Raw genomic sequence first — 16,268 nt, forward strand, 5'->3', positions numbered from 1 at the left:
TTTGTTTTACCATATTCAATATAGGCTAACTTGCGCCTGTCTTGTAAAGTTATGATGTGATCTTTCATATGATTCACTCCCATAATAAATTATAAACCGACTGTTCAGTCTGATTTTACACTATATAAGTCCATTTTAATTTTTCGACNNTGCTCTTTCTGTTTTTACTTCGCATGTGGCAGAAAAAGGCCCTAACCGCTTCTATGCATGGCCAGATGCTCTATCCCACCCAAAAAGAGTGGTTTTTTAATTGATGTATATAATACTGGAATTTTTATTATATAATATAGCTTATTGATAAAATGAAATACTGAAATCACATTATTTTTATTCACAATCTAAAGAAAAGGCTTCCATTGAGATGGATTCCACCCCCACCATTATAACTTTATACTGTCTGTGAAAAAGTTCACAAATAGGTCATAATTTGTGAATGAATTCACAATAACTTATGCTACAATATAAATGTAAGGAAGTTAAACAACATTAAATTAGTACTTTAATTAATTACTTAAACAACATTAATAATAATAATAAATGTAAACAATAGAGAGGGGAATTATCATGAAAAAAGGTATCAATCGTGTAGTATTAGTAGGAACAGGTGCTGTAGGTTGTAGTTATGCTTACTCAATGATTAACCAAGGTGTAGCTGAGGAATTTGTACTTGTCGATGTAAACGAAGCAAAAGCAGAAGGGGAAGCAATGGACTTAAGCCATGCGGTACCATTTGCTCCAGCGCCAACAAAGGTTTGGAAAGGTAGTTATGCAGATTGTAAAGATGCAGATCTTGTTGTTATTACTGCTGGATTACCACAAAAGCCAGGTGAGACTCGTTTAGATTTAGTTGAGAAAAATACAAAAATCTTTAAACAAATCGTACGCGGTATTATGGACAGCGGATTTGATGGGATTTTCTTAATCGCAACTAACCCAGTTGATATTTTAACTTATGTAACTTGGAAAGAATCTGGATTACCAAAAGAACGTGTAATCGGTTCTGGTACAACTTTAGATTCTGCTCGTTTCCGCTATATGTTAGGTGACTACCTAGATGTAGATCCACGTAACGTTCATGCATACATCATTGGTGAACACGGTGATACTGAACTTCCAGTATGGAGCCACGCTACTGTAGGTGTACAAAAGCTAGAAACAATTTTAGCGAATAACGAACAGTATAACAAAGAAGATTTAGATAAAATCTTTATCAATGTACGCGATGCTGCTTACCACATTATCGAGCGTAAAGGTGCAACTTACTACGGAATCGGTATGTCACTACTTCGTGTAACAAAAGCAATCTTAAACAACGAGAACAGCGTACTAACTGTATCTGCATACCTTGAAGGTCAATACGGTGAGAAAGATGCTTATGTAGGTGTTCCAGCTGTTATTAACCGCGAAGGTGTACGTGAAATCGTTGAGCTTGAGTTAAATGAAGAAGAAAAAGCGAAATTCGCTCACTCTGTAAAAGTATTAAAAGAAACAATGGCACCAGTACTATAAGATAACTGATAAGTCATTCAGAGGTAGGAAACTGCTTCCTGCTTCTGAATCTTTATATAAATTCATATAAATTCCTTTTCCAGTTCCCTTGTATATCCCCAAATATACACCCCCTTTTCTTGGAGAAGGATTGTTTATAGGAAAACCACTCTATTCAAACATAGAGTGGTTTTTTATTATATGGTTACAAATAAATTTATTATGTGAAAATAAACCGTTTTCAATGAATATTCGTCAAAATTCGATATATTTTATCAAAATTTTAAGTATTACCTTTAATTTCCGTGGAAAAACGTATATTTATTTAAAATGTCACAAGGATATTTTAGTTATTTAGCGAAAGTTTAAAGGTATTAAAAATTCTGTCATCTTAGTGAGGTGAACATATTGGGTGTAACAAATTGCATAGAAGAAAGAATGTCTGAATTTCATACAGAAGGATGTTATGAGAGCTATAACATATTTGGAGCACACCTTGTAAGAGAGAGAGAGGTACAAGGCGTGCGTTTTACTGTATGGGCTCCTCATGCAAAAAATATAAGTGTTGTTGGAGATTTCAATAATTGGAATAATGGGCAACATAAGATGCGAAAAATGACAGAAGAGGGTATTTGGTCGTTGTTTATCCCACAGTTAGGGGAGCAAGAAATATATAAGTATGCGATTGAGACTTTAGATGGTGAGATTATTTTGAAAGCAGATCCTTACGGTACATATGCAGAAGTGAGACCAAATACGGCATCGGCTATTTTTGATATAAGAGGATATGAATGGAATGATCAGAATTGGTTTCGGAAGAAGAAGCGGAAGCCGATTTATAAGGAAGCAATGGCTGTTTATGAATTACATTTTGGTTCATGGAAAAAGAAAGAAGACGGCTCTCTGTACTCGTATCGAGAGATGGCAGATGAGTTTATTCCTTATGTGGCGGAGCATCAATTTACTCATATTGAAATTATGCCGCTTGTTGAACATCCGTATGATCGTTCCTGGGGATATCAGGGAACTGGATATTATGCGGTCACAAGCCGATTTGGTACGCCTCATGATTTTATGTATTTTGTCGATAAATGTCATAAATATGGAATCGGTGTCATTTTAGATTGGGTACCGGGGCACTTTTGCAAAGATGCTCACGGTTTGTATTTATTTGATGGAGCGCCGACCTATGAATATAAAGATTTGGATGTACAGGAAAATCGCGTGTGGGGAACAGTGAACTTTGATTTGGGAAAGCGAGAAGTTCGAAACTTTTTAATTTCAAATGCACTGTTTTGGATGAAATATTACCATATTGACGGTTTTCGTGTCGATGCGGTTGCTAATATGTTGTATTGGGAGAAGGAAGGAAAGCAGCAAAGTAATGAATATGCAGTTTCTTTTTTGCGAGAGTTAAATGAGGCAGTATTTGCAGAGGATGCAGAATTTTTAATGACTGCAGAAGATTCGACAGCTTGGCCGCTTGTAACGGCTCCAACGTATGAGGGCGGACTAGGATTTAATTATAAGTGGAATATGGGCTGGATGAATGATGTATTGAAATATATGGAGTGCGCACCAGAATACCGGAAATATATTCATGAGAAAATGACATTTTCTTTGCTGTATGCTTACTCCGAAAACTTTATATTGCCACTATCTCACGATGAAGTTGTTCATGGAAAAAAATCATTGTTAAATAAAATGCCAGGAGACTACTGGGAAAAGTTTGCACAGCTGCGTTTATTATATGGATATTTCTTTACGCATCCAGGCAAGAAGCTGCTCTTTATGGGTGGTGAATTTGGTCAATTTGATGAGTGGAAAGATCTTGAGGATTTAGATTGGAATTTACATGAATTTGAAATGCATCGTTATATGCATGATTACTTTAAAGAGCTCATAGCATTGTATAAGCGCTCTAAACCACTTTGGCAGCTCGATCATTCGCAGGAGGGATTTCAGTGGATTGATGCTAATAATAAAGAGCAAAGTATTTTCTCATTTATTCGGAAAGGAGATAAGGAAGAAGATATCCTTGTCGTGGTATGTAATTTTACCAATGTGGTGTACGAAAACTATAAAGTAGGTGTACCAGAGTTTACGTATTATAACGAGATTTTAAATAGTGATGCAGCAATGTATGGCGGTTCAGGAAAGGTAAATAAAAAGCGTCTAAAAACAATGCTAGAGCCATATCATAGTCAGTCTGCTCATGTAGAAATCACAATTCCACCATTTGGCTTATCCATTTTACGGCCAGTGAAGACGAGAAAGGGGAGTAAAAAACAAGATGGTTCAAAAGCAGACGTGCGTAGCAATGTTACTAGCAGGGGGAAAAGGTAGTCGTTTGAGTGCTTTAACAAAAAATTTAGCAAAGCCAGCTGTTCCTTTTGGCGGTAAGTATAGAATCATTGATTTTACATTAAGTAACTGCTCGAATTCTGGGATTGAAACAGTGGGGATTTTAACGCAGTATCAGCCATTAGAGCTCCATAATTATATTGGGATTGGGAATGCGTGGGATTTAGACCGTGTGAACGGGGGAGTAACCGTACTACCTCCTTATGCAGAGTCCTCTGGGGTGAAATGGTATACGGGAACAGCGAGTGCAATTTATCAAAATTTAAACTTCTTACGGCAATATGATCCAGAATATGTTCTGATTTTGTCAGGAGATCACATATATAAAATGGATTACAGTAAAATGCTAGATTTCCATATTGAAAAAGAGGCAGATGTTTCAATTTCGGTTATTGAAGTACCTTGGGAAGAAGCAAGTCGATTTGGTATTATGAATACGAATGAAGAGATGGAAATTGTTGAATTTGAAGAGAAGCCACAGTTTCCAAAAAGTAATTTAGCTTCAATGGGAATTTATATTTTTAATTGGGAAATTTTAAAAGAATATTTAGAGATGGATGCGCGAAATCCAGAGTCTAGTAATGATTTTGGAAAAGATGTCCTCCCTCTTTTATTAGATGAAGGAAAGAAATTAATTGCTTATCCATTCCAAGGGTATTGGAAAGATGTTGGAACGGTCAAGAGCCTATGGGAAGCAAATATGGATTTGCTTCGTGATGAGTCTTTACTACGGTTAAATGATCATGAATGGCGCGTTTATTCTGTCAATCCAAATGAGCCACCACAGTTTATTTCTGAAGCGGCGAAAGTGGAGGAATCATTAATAAATGAGGGATGTGTTATTGAAGGGGAAGTGAAGCATTCCGTTTTATTCCAAGGTGTAACAGTAGGAGAAGGAAGTAAAGTAATAGATTCAGTCGTTATGCCAGGAGCTCACATTGGTAAAAATGTTGTAATTGAAAAAGCAATTGTTGGATCAGGTATGGTAATTGAAGATGACATGGTTATTCGGTCAGAGAAAAATACGGATGATATCGTATTAATTGCAGAGGGAAAATAGACGAAGGGGATGAAATGAATGGGAGAAACAATGTTAGGAATTATTAATGCAACAGGGAGTTTTCCTTCCTTAAAGAAAGTAACTGGGCATCGTTCACTGGCGGCACTGCCATTTGGAGGGCGGTATCGTCTCATTGATTTCATGCTTTCTAATATGGTTCATTCCCATATTCATAGTGTAGCGATTTTTACAAGTCATAAAAATCGCTCCTTGATGGATCATCTCGGATCAGGGAAACAATGGGATTTGGATAGAAAACGTGACGGTTTATTTTTATTTCCTCCAAATTGCCAATGCGATCAAGATGAGTTTGGCTCCTTTGCTCACTTTCGAAGACATATTGATTATTTCCTGCGCAGCAGAGAGGAGTATGTAGTCATTACAAATAGCCATCTTGTTACCGCCTTGAATTTTCAAAAGGTGTTAGAGAGACATATACATACGAAAGCAGATGTCACTGAGGTATGTCATAAAGGTGTTTCACTGCAAACTTATGTACTTAAGAAACAATTATTATTAGATTTATTTGAAACATATAAAGATATGGAACACTATAGTTTATTTGATGTAGTCAAGGAGAAACGAGGAGAATCGCTATGTATTACTACATATGAACATACGGGATATGTAGCGGTAATCGATTCAATTGAAAGTTATTATAAACATAGCTTAGAAATTTTGCATCCTTCAATTTGGAAACAATTATTTACGAAGGAAGCCCCTATTTTTACAAAAGTAAAAGATGAACCACCAACGCGCTATATGAAAGGTGCTAGGGTGACAAATACAATGATTGCAAACGGTAGTATGATTGCAGGACAAGTAGACAATAGTGTTGTATTTCGCTCTGTAAAGGTTGGAAAAGGTTCTGTCATTCGAAACAGTATTATTATGCAAAAGAGCCAAATTGGAGATAATTGTATACTAGACGGCGTTATTATTGATAAGGATGTTAAAATTGAGGATGGTGTGATTTTAACAGGAACACCTGATAAACCGTACGTTGTGGAAAAAGGTAGTGTCCAAAATCACACAATCAATAGTTATTCTCAAATATTCTAAAAGATGAATCCCTATTTGATAGGGATTCATCTACTCATAAATATAACGAATCAAAAACTCGAAGGGAGGAAGCTGTTAGAAGGGCGGCTATCGGCGTATACGCTTTTCAGGCAGTGGAATAACACGTGAATATTTTATTTGCAGTATCAGAATGCGTACCGTTTATTAAATCCGGAGGTTTAGCAGATGTAACAGGTGCACTTCCAAAAGAGTTGAAGAAATTAGGAGTAAACGTTCGCATTATACTTCCAAACTATAGTCTTATCCCTGCGCATTTACGAGAAGCATGTACGCTTCATAAAGTAATCAATGTTCAGCTCGGTTGGCGAAATCAATACTGCGGAATTTTGAAAGGTGAGCAGGACGGGATTACGTATTATTTAATCGACAACGAATACTATTTTAAAAGAGATTCGCTCTATGGTCATTATGATGATGGAGAACGCTTTTCTTTCTTTTCGAGAGCTGTATTAGAATGTATCCCGCATCTTGATTTTGAAGTGGATATTTTACACAGCCATGATTGGCATACCGCAATGGCAAATTTCTTACTGCGTGAAAAGTATGGGGACAACCCGTTATATAAACATATTAAAACGGTTTATACCATTCATAATTTGCAGTTCCAAGGTGTATTTCCCCGCGAGGTTATGCATGATTTACTTGAGCTTGGTGATGAATATTTCCATAGCGAACAGCTTGAGTTCTATGGAAATGTTAATTTTATGAAAGGCGGTATCATCGCTTCAGATCGTATTACAGCGGTCAGTCCGACGTATAAAGAAGAAATTCAATATGAATTTTTTGGTGAAAAGCTAGATGGCTTATTACGCAAATATAATGATAAGCTGAGCGGCATTGTAAATGGGATTGATACGAGCGTGTACAACCCGCTAACAGACCCTTATATTACTGCTCAGTATGATGCAGAGTCATTATATGAAAAACAAGATAATAAGCGTGCCTTACAGCGTTATTTTGGTTTGCCGGAAAAAGAAGATACACCAATTATTTCGATGGTAACGCGATTAACAAAGCAAAAGGGGCTGGATCTAGTACGTGCTGTCTTCCGTGAAATCATGGAAGAGGATGTACAATGCATCATTTTAGGATCAGGGGATTCTGATTATGAGCAATTTTTTGAATGGATGGCATATGAATATCCAGAAAAAGTAAAGGTATACATTGGATTTAATGAAGAGTTGGCGCATCAAGTATATGCGGGCAGTGATTTATTTTTAATGCCATCATTGTTTGAACCATGCGGACTCGGACAACTCATTGCATTAGCATACGGCGCAATCCCAATCGTAAGAGAAACAGGGGGATTGAATGACACGGTGCAGTCTTATAATGAGGAGACTGCATCTGGAAATGGCTTCACCTTTACAAATTTTAATGCGCATGACATGTTACATACGATTCGTCGTGCACTTCATTATTATCATAATGAGCCAGTATGGAATCAGCTTGTAAAACAAGCGATGACAGCAGATTACAGCTGGAAAACGTCCGCGCTTGCATATAAGGAGCTATATAGCAGTTTGCTGAAACACTCTTAGGTGGTGAAAAAATGTTTACTCATGTGGAAAGCTTTAAAGCAGCTTTTTTAGAAAAACTAGAAACGATGTATGGGAAGAGTTTCAAAGATTCTACAAGTCGAGATCAGTATAATACACTCGGTCATATGGTACGTGAGTATATAAATCAGGATTGGATTGCAACGAATGAAAGGTACCGAGCTGGAAATCAAAAGCAAATGTATTATTTATCAATTGAATTTTTACTTGGGCGTTTACTTGGAAGTAACATGCTCAATTTAGGAATTCGAGATGTATGTGAACAAGGGCTTTCTGAGCTTGGTATTTCATTAAAAGAATTAGAAGAAAGTGAAGCGGATGCAGGTCTTGGAAACGGAGGGCTAGGTCGCTTAGCGGCTTGTTTTCTCGATTCACTTGCATCTTTAAATCTTCCTGGACATGGATATGGCATTCGGTATAAGCATGGCTTATTTGATCAAAAAATTGTTGATGGATATCAAGTAGAACTACCAGAACAATGGCTCCTTCATGAAAATGTATGGGAAGTAAGAAGGTATGATCAAGCGGTAGAAGTGAGCTACTTTGGAGATGTAGAGCCAATAGAAATAAATGGCCGCCTCGAATTTCGTCATACGGATGCAGAAGTGATCATGGCAGTTCCATATGACGTTCCAGTTATTGGGTATGAAACAGATACCGTGAATACACTCAGACTTTGGAATGCAGAGCCAGTTCCTTTCCCGCAAAACTGTAAAAATGTTTTGAAGTATAAACGCGATACAGAAGTGGTTTCAGAATTTTTATACCCAGATGATACACATGATGAAGGGAAAATACTACGTTTAAAGCAGCAGTATTTTCTTGTATCGGCAAGTTTACAAAATATTGTTCGTATGCAGAGAGAGCGAAATGGAACGCTTCGCAATTTACATGAGAAAATTGCGATTCATATTAACGATACGCATCCGGTTCTAGCAATTCCAGAGCTTATGCGTATTTTACTAGATGAAGAAAAGCTCGCTTGGGAAGAGGCATGGAATATTACAACTCAGACGATTTCTTATACGAATCATACGACATTATCAGAGGCGCTTGAGAAGTGGCCTATTCACATTTTTAGACCGTTATTACCACGCATTTATATGATTATTGAAGAGATTAATGAGCGTTTTTGTCACGAGCTTTGGGAGCGGTATCCGTATGAGTGGAAGCGAATTGAAGACATGGCTATTATCGCGCATGATCTTGTGAAAATGGCGCATTTAGCAATCGTCGGAAGTTATAGTGTAAATGGTGTCGCTAAAATTCATACGGAAATTTTGAAACAACGTGAAATGCGATTATTTTACGAGTTTTACCCAGACAAATTTAATAATAAAACAAATGGGATTGCCCATCGGCGCTGGCTTATGAAGGCAAATCCGCAGCTTACGAATCTCATCTCAGAAGCAATTGGAACGGAGTGGAAGAAGCAGCCGATTCAGTTGCAATTACTGCAAAATTTTAAACAGGATGCGGCGTTTCTTGACAAGTTGCAGGCTGTAAAGCAGGAGCGTAAACAGATTTTGACAGAGCGCATTCACAATAAAATGGGGATTATTGTTGACCCAAATTCCATTTTTGATGTACAAGTAAAACGATTGCATGCCTACAAAAGGCAGCTATTAAACGTGTTACATATTTTGTATTTGTATAATCGTTTAAAAGAGGATTCTAGCTTTTCGTTTTATCCACGTACATTTATTTTCGGGGCGAAAGCATCGCCGGGTTATTATTACGCGAAAAAGATTATTAAATTAATAAGCGAACTTGCTAGAAAGGTAAATGATGATCCGTATGTAAGTCAATATATGAAGGTTATCTTTCTAGAAAACTATCGGGTTTCCCTAGCGGAGGATATTTTCCCAGCGGCAGATGTAAGTGAGCAAATCTCAACAGCGAGTAAGGAAGCGTCGGGAACAGGAAATATGAAATTTATGATGAACGGTGCAGTTACACTTGGAACGCTAGACGGTGCAAATATTGAAATAAAGGACAGGGTAGGCGATGATGCCTGCTTCATTTTCGGGTTAACAGCAGAAGAAGTGCTTCATTATTACCAAAATGGTGGCTATCATGCAAATGATTACTACCATCATAATATGTACATTAAAAAAGTGGTTGATCAGTTAACGAATGGATTTTTTACAAATGCTGGGGCTGAATTTGAGGTTATTTACGACTCTCTTGTCATTCAAAATGACGAGTACTTTGTCCTTCGTGATTTTAGCCCATATGCAGAAAGGCAAGAAGATGTAGGAAGAGCATATGAAAACAGAAGAAAGTGGCTAGAAATGTCTATTTTAAACATTGCACAATCAGGCCATTTTGCGAGCGATCGTACGATTTTACAATATAGTAACGAAATTTGGGGTATTGGTGATAGAGTTAAGCTTTCGTGATTAATAAAATAGGAACACAGAGAGGTCCTTTATGAAGATTGTTTAAGAAAAATGGATGAAAATCCGAACTATATAAATCTCTGCTATGCAGAATACAAAGTCACCTACACTCGTTTGCTCTTTCTGCTTTTACTTCGCATGTGGCATGACCGCTTCTATGCATGGCCAGATGCTCTCTCCCACCTAAAAAGAGGGGTTTTATGTTGGTTTTTTAATTGATGTATATGTATTATCTTAAAAAATAGTTTAAATGAATTGAATGAAACAGTATGCAAAGTCAAAACAGCTTGGAAAGTTTCCAAGCTGTTTTTGTTTAGTTCGCTATCGAGATATAAGGATTTACTAAATATAACATACCAGTTCCATCATATTCCTCTGTAGCAAAGTATAAGAATGTACAGAAACCTGTAACTGCAAAAACTATAACAAGAAAAAATGTAAAGAAGTATTTTAGCATGTATGGTCCCCTCATCCAAAAGTATATAAATCCATTTTGATTTTCCAACATATAAGTCACGGCTATGAAGAACAAAAGGTAATCTACACTCGTTTTCTCTCTTTGTTTCCACTTGGCATGGGGCAGGAAAAGGATCTGACCGCTTCTATGAATGGCCGGCTTCTCTCTCCCATCTAAAAAGAAAGGTTTTATGTCGATTTTTCAATTTGTGCTTATATAGGTACAAAAAATATTATAGTATACTAGTATGCATTTTCCGAATGTTTCCATTTCAAAAATGAGAAGTCAGACATGCCTTATATGTTGTAATAGCGTGATTGTTGGTAATGGATTTTGTATTTTTTGTAAATGTCATGTTGTGATGAACGTGTGTATATTCCCAGTCTTGTTCATTAAAATGTACTTTACGCGGGGGAAGAAGCGGAACGACATCAAATAAATTAACGAAGCGAAAGCTACTGGCTACTTGGAGTTTATAGTAGTTTCGAAAAGCGATATCTCCAACCTTTGGAGAAGCGAAGCTATAGAGACCGTATTGTGCAAACGCAGTGTTAACGCGTGCATCTAATATGTGCAGTGTAGCAAGTGCCCCGCCTAAACTATGCCCTGTAGCAAGAAGCTTTTTATGAGATGGTAAAGAGACAAGTATATCCATAATTGTATCGCGGCAAGACTCATAGATAGAGAGAAAGCCGTTATGAACGTTCCCGCTATTTAAGGCGTATGGATACGGTTTTTGGTTTACAAGTGAATCGATAATCCAATCTGGATCTGTTTGTGTTCCGCGAAAGGCGACAATGATGGTATCGTCAGATTCTAAGATGAAGCCAAACCATTCTGTTGTTTGAATCGCTTTTCCTTGAAAGCCTTGTACATATTGAAACCCATCAGGTATTTGGAAAACTCCATTTTGTTTATATTGTTCATATGTTAACTCGCAGCAAGAAGCTAACAATATGGCAGTATCTTTGTCAAAGGACAAAGGAGCACGCATCTAGGAAGCCCTCCTCAAGAAAAAAGTATAGTTCAATATATGAGTTAAAGGGGGGAATCATTCTTTGAGGAGCTGTAAAACAAAGTAAGATAAATGGAGTATTATATAATTCAGAACGGTATGTACAGTTTTAAAATAGAAAAAGATAAAGTGAAACTTTGATCAGTGGGGGGTTCTTCATCCCCCACTGATTATCAGCTCTCACCAATCGGGCTTTTACGGGCAGTTTATCTCCTACCTTACTTCTTTAGAAAAGCGGAAGCGGCTTGCTCAGAATCGCAGGACGCCCGTGCCAAGGGCAGAGAGGCGCTTTTTGCCTCGTCCGAGGGGGCGAAACGACCGGAGATTCTAGCCGCTAGAGCTGACCAATGTTTTCGCTGAATTTTGAGGTGGGAGTATTACTGCCCGCAAATAGCGGGATAAATAAAAAAATCGCTACGTCATCATACGTAGCGATTTGCCTTGATCGATTTTACTCTTTCCCATCTAGAAGGCGACCAAGTCCTCCTAAAACACTGCCTTCACCGCTGCTTTGAGCTGCTGGGCTTGCAATACGCGCTGCTAAACGACTAAGTGTTAAAGATTGGATCCAAACTGTTCCTGGACCTTCTAATGTTGCGAAGAATAAGCCTTCACCACCAAATAACGCAGTTTTTACGTTACCTACGAATTGAATATCATAGTTAATATCTTTCGTCATCGCAACAAGACACCCTGTATCAATGCGGAGTTTTTCACCAGGCTTAAGTTCACGTTTATATACTGTGCCGCCTGCGTGCATGAAAGCAAGTCCATCACCTTCAAGTTTTTGCATAATGAAGCCTTCACCGCCAAAGAAGCCGCTGCCTATTTTTTTCGTGAATTCAATTCCGATAGAAACACCTTTTGCAGCGCAAAGAAATGCATCTTTTTGACAAACTACTTTACCTTGATATTCTGTTAAATCAACTGGAACGATTTTTCCAGGGTACGGTGCAGCAAATGATACGTGACGTTTGCCATGACCTGTGTTTGTAAATACAGTCATAAACATGCTTTCACCTGTAACAAGACGCTTACCAGCACCCATTAATTTACCGAAAAGGCCGCTAGATTGACTAGCTCCATCACCAAAAATTGTTTCCATTTCGATATGGTCTTCCATCATCATCATGGCTCCAGCTTCTGCAATCACGCTTTCTTCTGGATCTAATTCGATTTCAACGAACTGCATATCATCCCCGTATAATTTATACTCAATTTCATGTGCTTTCATTATTTCACCTCATATGTAATAGATACTAATATTGTACAGAAATTAAAGGAATTAGAAAACTATCGTTTTGTTAATTTTCAAATAAAAAATAATAAATAGGAATGAACGCACATACCCATCGACTTAAAAAAGTATTCTGCCCGCAAATAGCGGAATAAAAAACGCCATTATTTCTAAACAAGTTAGCTGAGGAAGGATGAAATTTTCTTCTGAATTTATCAATCTAATATCAGAAGGCCTATATTTTTTTATTATTTTAACCGAGAACACCCCTTCCTCTAAACGAAGTGAAGATGGGGGTAGTTCAATTACTGTATTGACATTAAAGTAACTTGAAAGTTTACACTACTTATTAGTACGATACAAAATCCATTAACTATAGAATGAGGGAAGTAACATGGTTGCAGGTAACAGAAAAAATTATCTTTAGCCTTAGGATGATTCAATTTATTTATTGTATTTTTAGGTATTGGTCTTGTTGTTCCCATAATGCCATCTTATATGAAGGAATTACAATTAGGTACTAATATTATGGGATATTTAATTACTACATTTGCATTTGTTCAACTACTAACATCTCCTATTGCTGGAGTACGGGTAGATACATTTGGTCGAAAGAAATTGTAACCACAACATATAGCGTGGTGAAAAGCTATATACACATATATTTTTCATTATGATATTTAAATAACAATATATTCGTTTGGAATTTGAGGTGAACAGTATGGAAAGTTTAAAAATATTGAAAGTTAGCATATGCATTTTTGGCATATTATTTGTTACGAATGGCATTGACTTTATTGCTGAATTGCTAAAAGACCACACATTCAATTGGTTAGAGTTTCTATGTACAATTGGATTTTTATTTGTATTGATAAAAGATTCGTTAGATCTTAAAAATAAAAATTATGAAAAATGATGAAAAATAATGAAGTGACAGTGTTCGCATTTGACGTTTTTGATATAGCGTGATATAGTGAAATCACTAATGAGCTACATAATGTGGTACGGAAATAAAGCACGTTGAATTCAAGGCCTTAAGCTTGTGATGCATTCATGTCCTTTATATCCACCTTTTCATGTGGATTCATAGTTTCATTTTATTTAGGAGGTACATGACATGCAAACAGGTAAAGTTAAATGGTTTAACAGCGAAAAAGGTTTCGGTTTCATCGAAGTTGAAGGTGGAGACGATGTATTCGTTCACTTCTCAGCTATCCAAGGCGACGGCTTCAAAACTTTAGAAGAAGGTCAAGAAGTTTCTTTCGAAATCGTTGAAGGTAACCGTGGACCACAAGCTGCTAACGTTACAAAAAACTAATTAGCTAGCGAAAAAAAGCATTCCGAATTTCGGAATGCTTTTTTTATGCCTTCGAACCAGACTCATCAGAAGACAATTCTCCATTAAAGGCACGTTTTTCAAAATCATCCAGCATTTGCTCATATTCTTCATGTGCTTCTGTCGCATACACTTGCGGATTCTTTCCATATATATCCGTTCCGATGAAGTTTTCAAAGTCTTCTACGTAACCACGTGGCTCTTCAGCATCGATATACATCTCGTTAAAGTTTTTAGAATCGCGGCGTTCTAAATCAGCTGGTGTTTCTGATGTTCCGTATAAGGCGACGTCTTGCCAAGCATCCTCAGCATCGTATGCAACAGCACTGTCTAAATCATATTTGCCAAATCCCTCTAGTAGTTCTTCTTCAACGGGACGTACTTCTAGATTTAATTTATTTGTTGTATGTTCAATACAAGTTGTTGCAGTTGGCATTGCTTCCAATCTTTCCAGTGGAATTTCTTCACCAGACACTTCACAAATACCGTATGTGCCAGCTTCAATTTTTTCCAGGGCGTGCTTTGTATCTTGCAGCTGTTTATTCCATAATTCAATCAGCCCGAAATCTTTTTCTCGTTCGTATAATTCGGTAGCCATATCACCAGGGTGGTTATCATAAGCAGATAATTCCCCAACAGATTCCCGTTCAGAAGCACGATCTTCACTCTCATGATTTTGCAGCGTTTGTTCAAGTTCTTGCTGTTGCTGTTCTAACATGGATTTAAAATGATTGATTTGTTGTGGAGTTAACATAGTAGTATCCACCTTCCTACAATTCGGTTTCTTTATGTAGTATGGGCTGGATTGTGGGAATTATCCCGCTATTTGCGGGCGGTAGTACTCCGACTGCAAAATTTAATGAAAAACAAAGAAGTGAAGTGGGAGATAAGCTACCTGTAAAAGCCTGATTCGTTCAACTATATATATCAATTAAAAAAAGACATAAAACCCCTCTTTCTAGGTAGGAGAGAGCATCTATTCATGTATAGAAGCGGTCAGGGCCTGTTTCTGCCCTATGCGAAGTAAAAGCAGAAAGAACAAACGAGTGTAAGTTGCTTTTTATTCTGCATAGTAGGGATGTAGATGTCGAAAAATGAAAATGAATTTATATAACCATAAAATTCCACTGAGGAAAGTTTCACGTTATGAGAAGGAACTAGAGGGAATCTATTATGTCGTAAATCATTGAATGGTCGATGTGCTGTGTTGAATCGCCGATATATTTGAAAAAATGCCTATAAAAAAGGAACTGCCCAGGCAGTCCCTTTTTTATAAGAAATATCCAAGTAATAAACCAATTCCCATTAAAAATCCAAAGATTGTATTTGTTTTTGCTGTCGCGATCATCGCAGGTACCATTTCCATCGGGATGCTTTTTCCGATAAATCCTTTTGTTGCTTTAAATGCTTTCGGTGCACTTAGGAAAACGATAAGCATCCATGGCGATACGATTCCGACAATGATTAATGCAATCGTCCAAATATAGGAAACGATAAACATAGAAGCAAGGACACCAACTGCATTCTCACGTCCAACGATAATTGCTAATGTGTTACGACCGTTTTCTTTGTCTCCATCTAAGTCACGAATATTATTAGAAAGTAAAATAGCCCCGATTAAAATTGCGTTAGGAATGGAGAGTAAGACAACTTCCGATGTTACCGTTCCAGTTTGAATGAAAAATGAAATACCAATAATAATAACACCCATAAACAACCCTGCTGTTAATTCTCCAAAAGGCGTATAGGCAATTGGAAGTGGGCCGCCTGTATAAAGGTAGGCAACAGCCATACAAACAAGACCGATTGCAGCAAGCCACCAGCTAGAGTTCATACAAATATAAACGCCTAATAGCATGGCGATACCAAAAAATCCAAATGCTAAATTCAGTACAGTTTTTGGCTGAATTCCGTCACGGACGATTGCACCGCCAATTCCAACTGAACCTTCATGATCTAACCCTCTTTTATAATCAAAGTATTCATTAAACATGTTTGTTGCTGCTTGAATGAGAAGACAAGCAAGAAGCATGATAAAGAAAAGAGGGAAATGTATTTGATTAATACCCCCTACTTGCATTGCATAAGCTGTTCCGATAAAAACAGGAACAAAAGCGGCTGTTAATGTATGAGGACGTAATAAACTCCACCAAATGCGCCAACCCGTTTGTTTACTTAGCTTTGGCGGCATAGGAGAGGAATTCGTTTCGACTTTCATTTCCATATTGAATCCTCCTTTGTCACGTAATGTACACAATTAAGTGTAG

At 37.3% G+C, this 16,268-nt stretch carries 13 protein-coding genes; 8 read left to right on the forward strand and 5 right to left on the reverse strand.

Annotation, left to right across the window (positions count from 1 at the left end; genetic code table 11):
- Positions 1-564: 564 nt before the first annotated feature.
- The 6 genes from COO03_RS20850 to COO03_RS20875 all read left to right on the forward strand — a co-directional run bounded on the left by COO03_RS20850 (position 565) and on the right by COO03_RS20875 (position 9,956).
- Positions 565-1,509 carry an L-lactate dehydrogenase gene (locus COO03_RS20850; protein ID WP_097898977.1) on the forward strand — a complete coding sequence of 315 codons (945 nt, stop codon included), beginning with the start codon at positions 565-567 and terminating at the stop codon, positions 1,507-1,509.
- A gap of 387 nt (positions 1,510-1,896) precedes the next feature.
- Positions 1,897-3,834, forward strand: a complete 1,938-nt coding sequence (gene glgB / locus COO03_RS20855) for a 1,4-alpha-glucan branching protein GlgB (protein ID WP_097898978.1) — start codon at positions 1,897-1,899, stop codon at positions 3,832-3,834.
- Complete coding sequence (locus tag COO03_RS20860) at positions 3,782-4,912, forward strand: glucose-1-phosphate adenylyltransferase (protein WP_097898979.1); 1,131 nt, start codon at positions 3,782-3,784, stop codon at positions 4,910-4,912. The genes glgB and COO03_RS20860 overlap by 53 nt, the downstream gene beginning before the upstream one ends.
- Positions 4,913-4,930: 18 nt before the next feature.
- Entirely contained in the window at positions 4,931-5,974 is a 1,044-nt protein-coding gene (locus COO03_RS20865) for a sugar phosphate nucleotidyltransferase (RefSeq protein ID WP_097898980.1), read from the forward strand.
- 125 nt (positions 5,975-6,099) lie between these two features.
- Entirely contained in the window at positions 6,100-7,536 is a 1,437-nt protein-coding gene (glgA, locus tag COO03_RS20870; RefSeq protein WP_097898981.1) for a glycogen synthase GlgA, read from the forward strand.
- A gap of 11 nt (positions 7,537-7,547) precedes the next feature.
- Positions 7,548-9,956 carry a glycogen/starch/alpha-glucan phosphorylase gene (locus COO03_RS20875; RefSeq protein ID WP_097898982.1) on the forward strand — a complete coding sequence of 803 codons (2,409 nt, stop codon included), beginning with the start codon at positions 7,548-7,550 and terminating at the stop codon, positions 9,954-9,956.
- A gap of 313 nt (positions 9,957-10,269) precedes the next feature.
- Here the strand turns inward: COO03_RS20875 and COO03_RS27185 are convergent, their stop codons facing one another.
- From COO03_RS27185 to COO03_RS20890, 3 genes are all read right to left on the reverse strand, one after another.
- Complete coding sequence (locus COO03_RS27185; protein ID WP_097899017.1) at positions 10,270-10,413, reverse strand: hypothetical protein; 144 nt, start codon at positions 10,411-10,413, stop codon at positions 10,270-10,272.
- Between the two features lie 271 nt (positions 10,414-10,684).
- Positions 10,685-11,407, reverse strand: a complete 723-nt coding sequence (locus COO03_RS20885) for a lipase family protein (protein ID WP_097898983.1) — start codon at positions 11,405-11,407, stop codon at positions 10,685-10,687.
- A 472-nt stretch (positions 11,408-11,879) separates the two neighbouring features.
- Positions 11,880-12,662 (reverse strand): TIGR00266 family protein, encoded by a 783-nt coding sequence (locus COO03_RS20890; RefSeq protein ID WP_097898984.1) that lies wholly within the window; start codon positions 12,660-12,662, stop codon positions 11,880-11,882.
- A 453-nt stretch (positions 12,663-13,115) separates the two neighbouring features.
- On the opposite strand from COO03_RS20890, the gene COO03_RS20895 reads away from it, so the two are divergent.
- Both COO03_RS20895 and cspD read left to right on the forward strand, forming a co-directional pair.
- Positions 13,116-13,289 carry an MFS transporter gene (locus COO03_RS20895; protein WP_141523141.1) on the forward strand — a complete coding sequence of 58 codons (174 nt, stop codon included), beginning with the start codon at positions 13,116-13,118 and terminating at the stop codon, positions 13,287-13,289.
- Positions 13,290-13,782: 493 nt separating this feature from the next.
- A complete protein-coding gene (gene cspD, locus COO03_RS20905) occupies positions 13,783-13,983 on the forward strand; it encodes a cold-shock protein CspD (RefSeq protein WP_001193054.1) in 201 nt (66 codons plus the stop codon).
- Between the two features lie 43 nt (positions 13,984-14,026).
- On the opposite strand, the gene COO03_RS20910 is transcribed toward cspD, so the two are convergent.
- Together COO03_RS20910 and COO03_RS20915 are read right to left on the reverse strand one after the other, a co-directional pair.
- On the reverse strand, positions 14,027-14,755 hold the full coding sequence (locus tag COO03_RS20910) for a TraR/DksA C4-type zinc finger protein (RefSeq protein WP_097898986.1): 729 nt from the start codon (positions 14,753-14,755) through the stop codon (positions 14,027-14,029).
- 516 nt (positions 14,756-15,271) lie between these two features.
- A complete protein-coding gene (locus COO03_RS20915) occupies positions 15,272-16,225 on the reverse strand; it encodes a 1,4-dihydroxy-2-naphthoate polyprenyltransferase (protein WP_097898987.1) in 954 nt (317 codons plus the stop codon).
- Positions 16,226-16,268: the final 43 nt, after the last annotated feature.

Source organism: Bacillus sp. AFS098217 (genome assembly GCF_002551815.1).
In the GTDB taxonomy this organism is placed as follows: Bacteria; Bacillota; Bacilli; order Bacillales; family Bacillaceae_G; genus Bacillus_A.

What these genes read in the sequence shown, in the direction of transcription:
- COO03_RS27185 (WP_097899017.1), bottom strand. Translation starts at nt 10,413, where the DNA reads ATGCTAAAATACTTCTTTACATTTTTTCTTGTTATAGTTTTTGCAGTT.
- COO03_RS20890 (WP_097898984.1), bottom strand. Translation starts at nt 12,662, where the DNA reads ATGAAAGCACATGAAATTGAGTATAAATTATACGGGGATGATATGCAG.
- COO03_RS20910 (WP_097898986.1), bottom strand. Translation starts at nt 14,755, where the DNA reads ATGTTAACTCCACAACAAATCAATCATTTTAAATCCATGTTAGAACAG.
- COO03_RS20860 (WP_097898979.1), top strand. Translation starts at nt 3,782, where the DNA reads ATGGTTCAAAAGCAGACGTGCGTAGCAATGTTACTAGCAGGGGGAAAA.
- COO03_RS20850 (WP_097898977.1), top strand. Translation starts at nt 565, where the DNA reads ATGAAAAAAGGTATCAATCGTGTAGTATTAGTAGGAACAGGTGCTGTA.
- COO03_RS20875 (WP_097898982.1), top strand. Translation starts at nt 7,548, where the DNA reads ATGTTTACTCATGTGGAAAGCTTTAAAGCAGCTTTTTTAGAAAAACTA.
- COO03_RS20865 (WP_097898980.1), top strand. Translation starts at nt 4,931, where the DNA reads ATGGGAGAAACAATGTTAGGAATTATTAATGCAACAGGGAGTTTTCCT.
- COO03_RS20915 (WP_097898987.1), bottom strand. Translation starts at nt 16,225, where the DNA reads ATGGAAATGAAAGTCGAAACGAATTCCTCTCCTATGCCGCCAAAGCTA.
- cspD (WP_001193054.1), top strand. Translation starts at nt 13,783, where the DNA reads ATGCAAACAGGTAAAGTTAAATGGTTTAACAGCGAAAAAGGTTTCGGT.
- COO03_RS20885 (WP_097898983.1), bottom strand. Translation starts at nt 11,407, where the DNA reads ATGCGTGCTCCTTTGTCCTTTGACAAAGATACTGCCATATTGTTAGCT.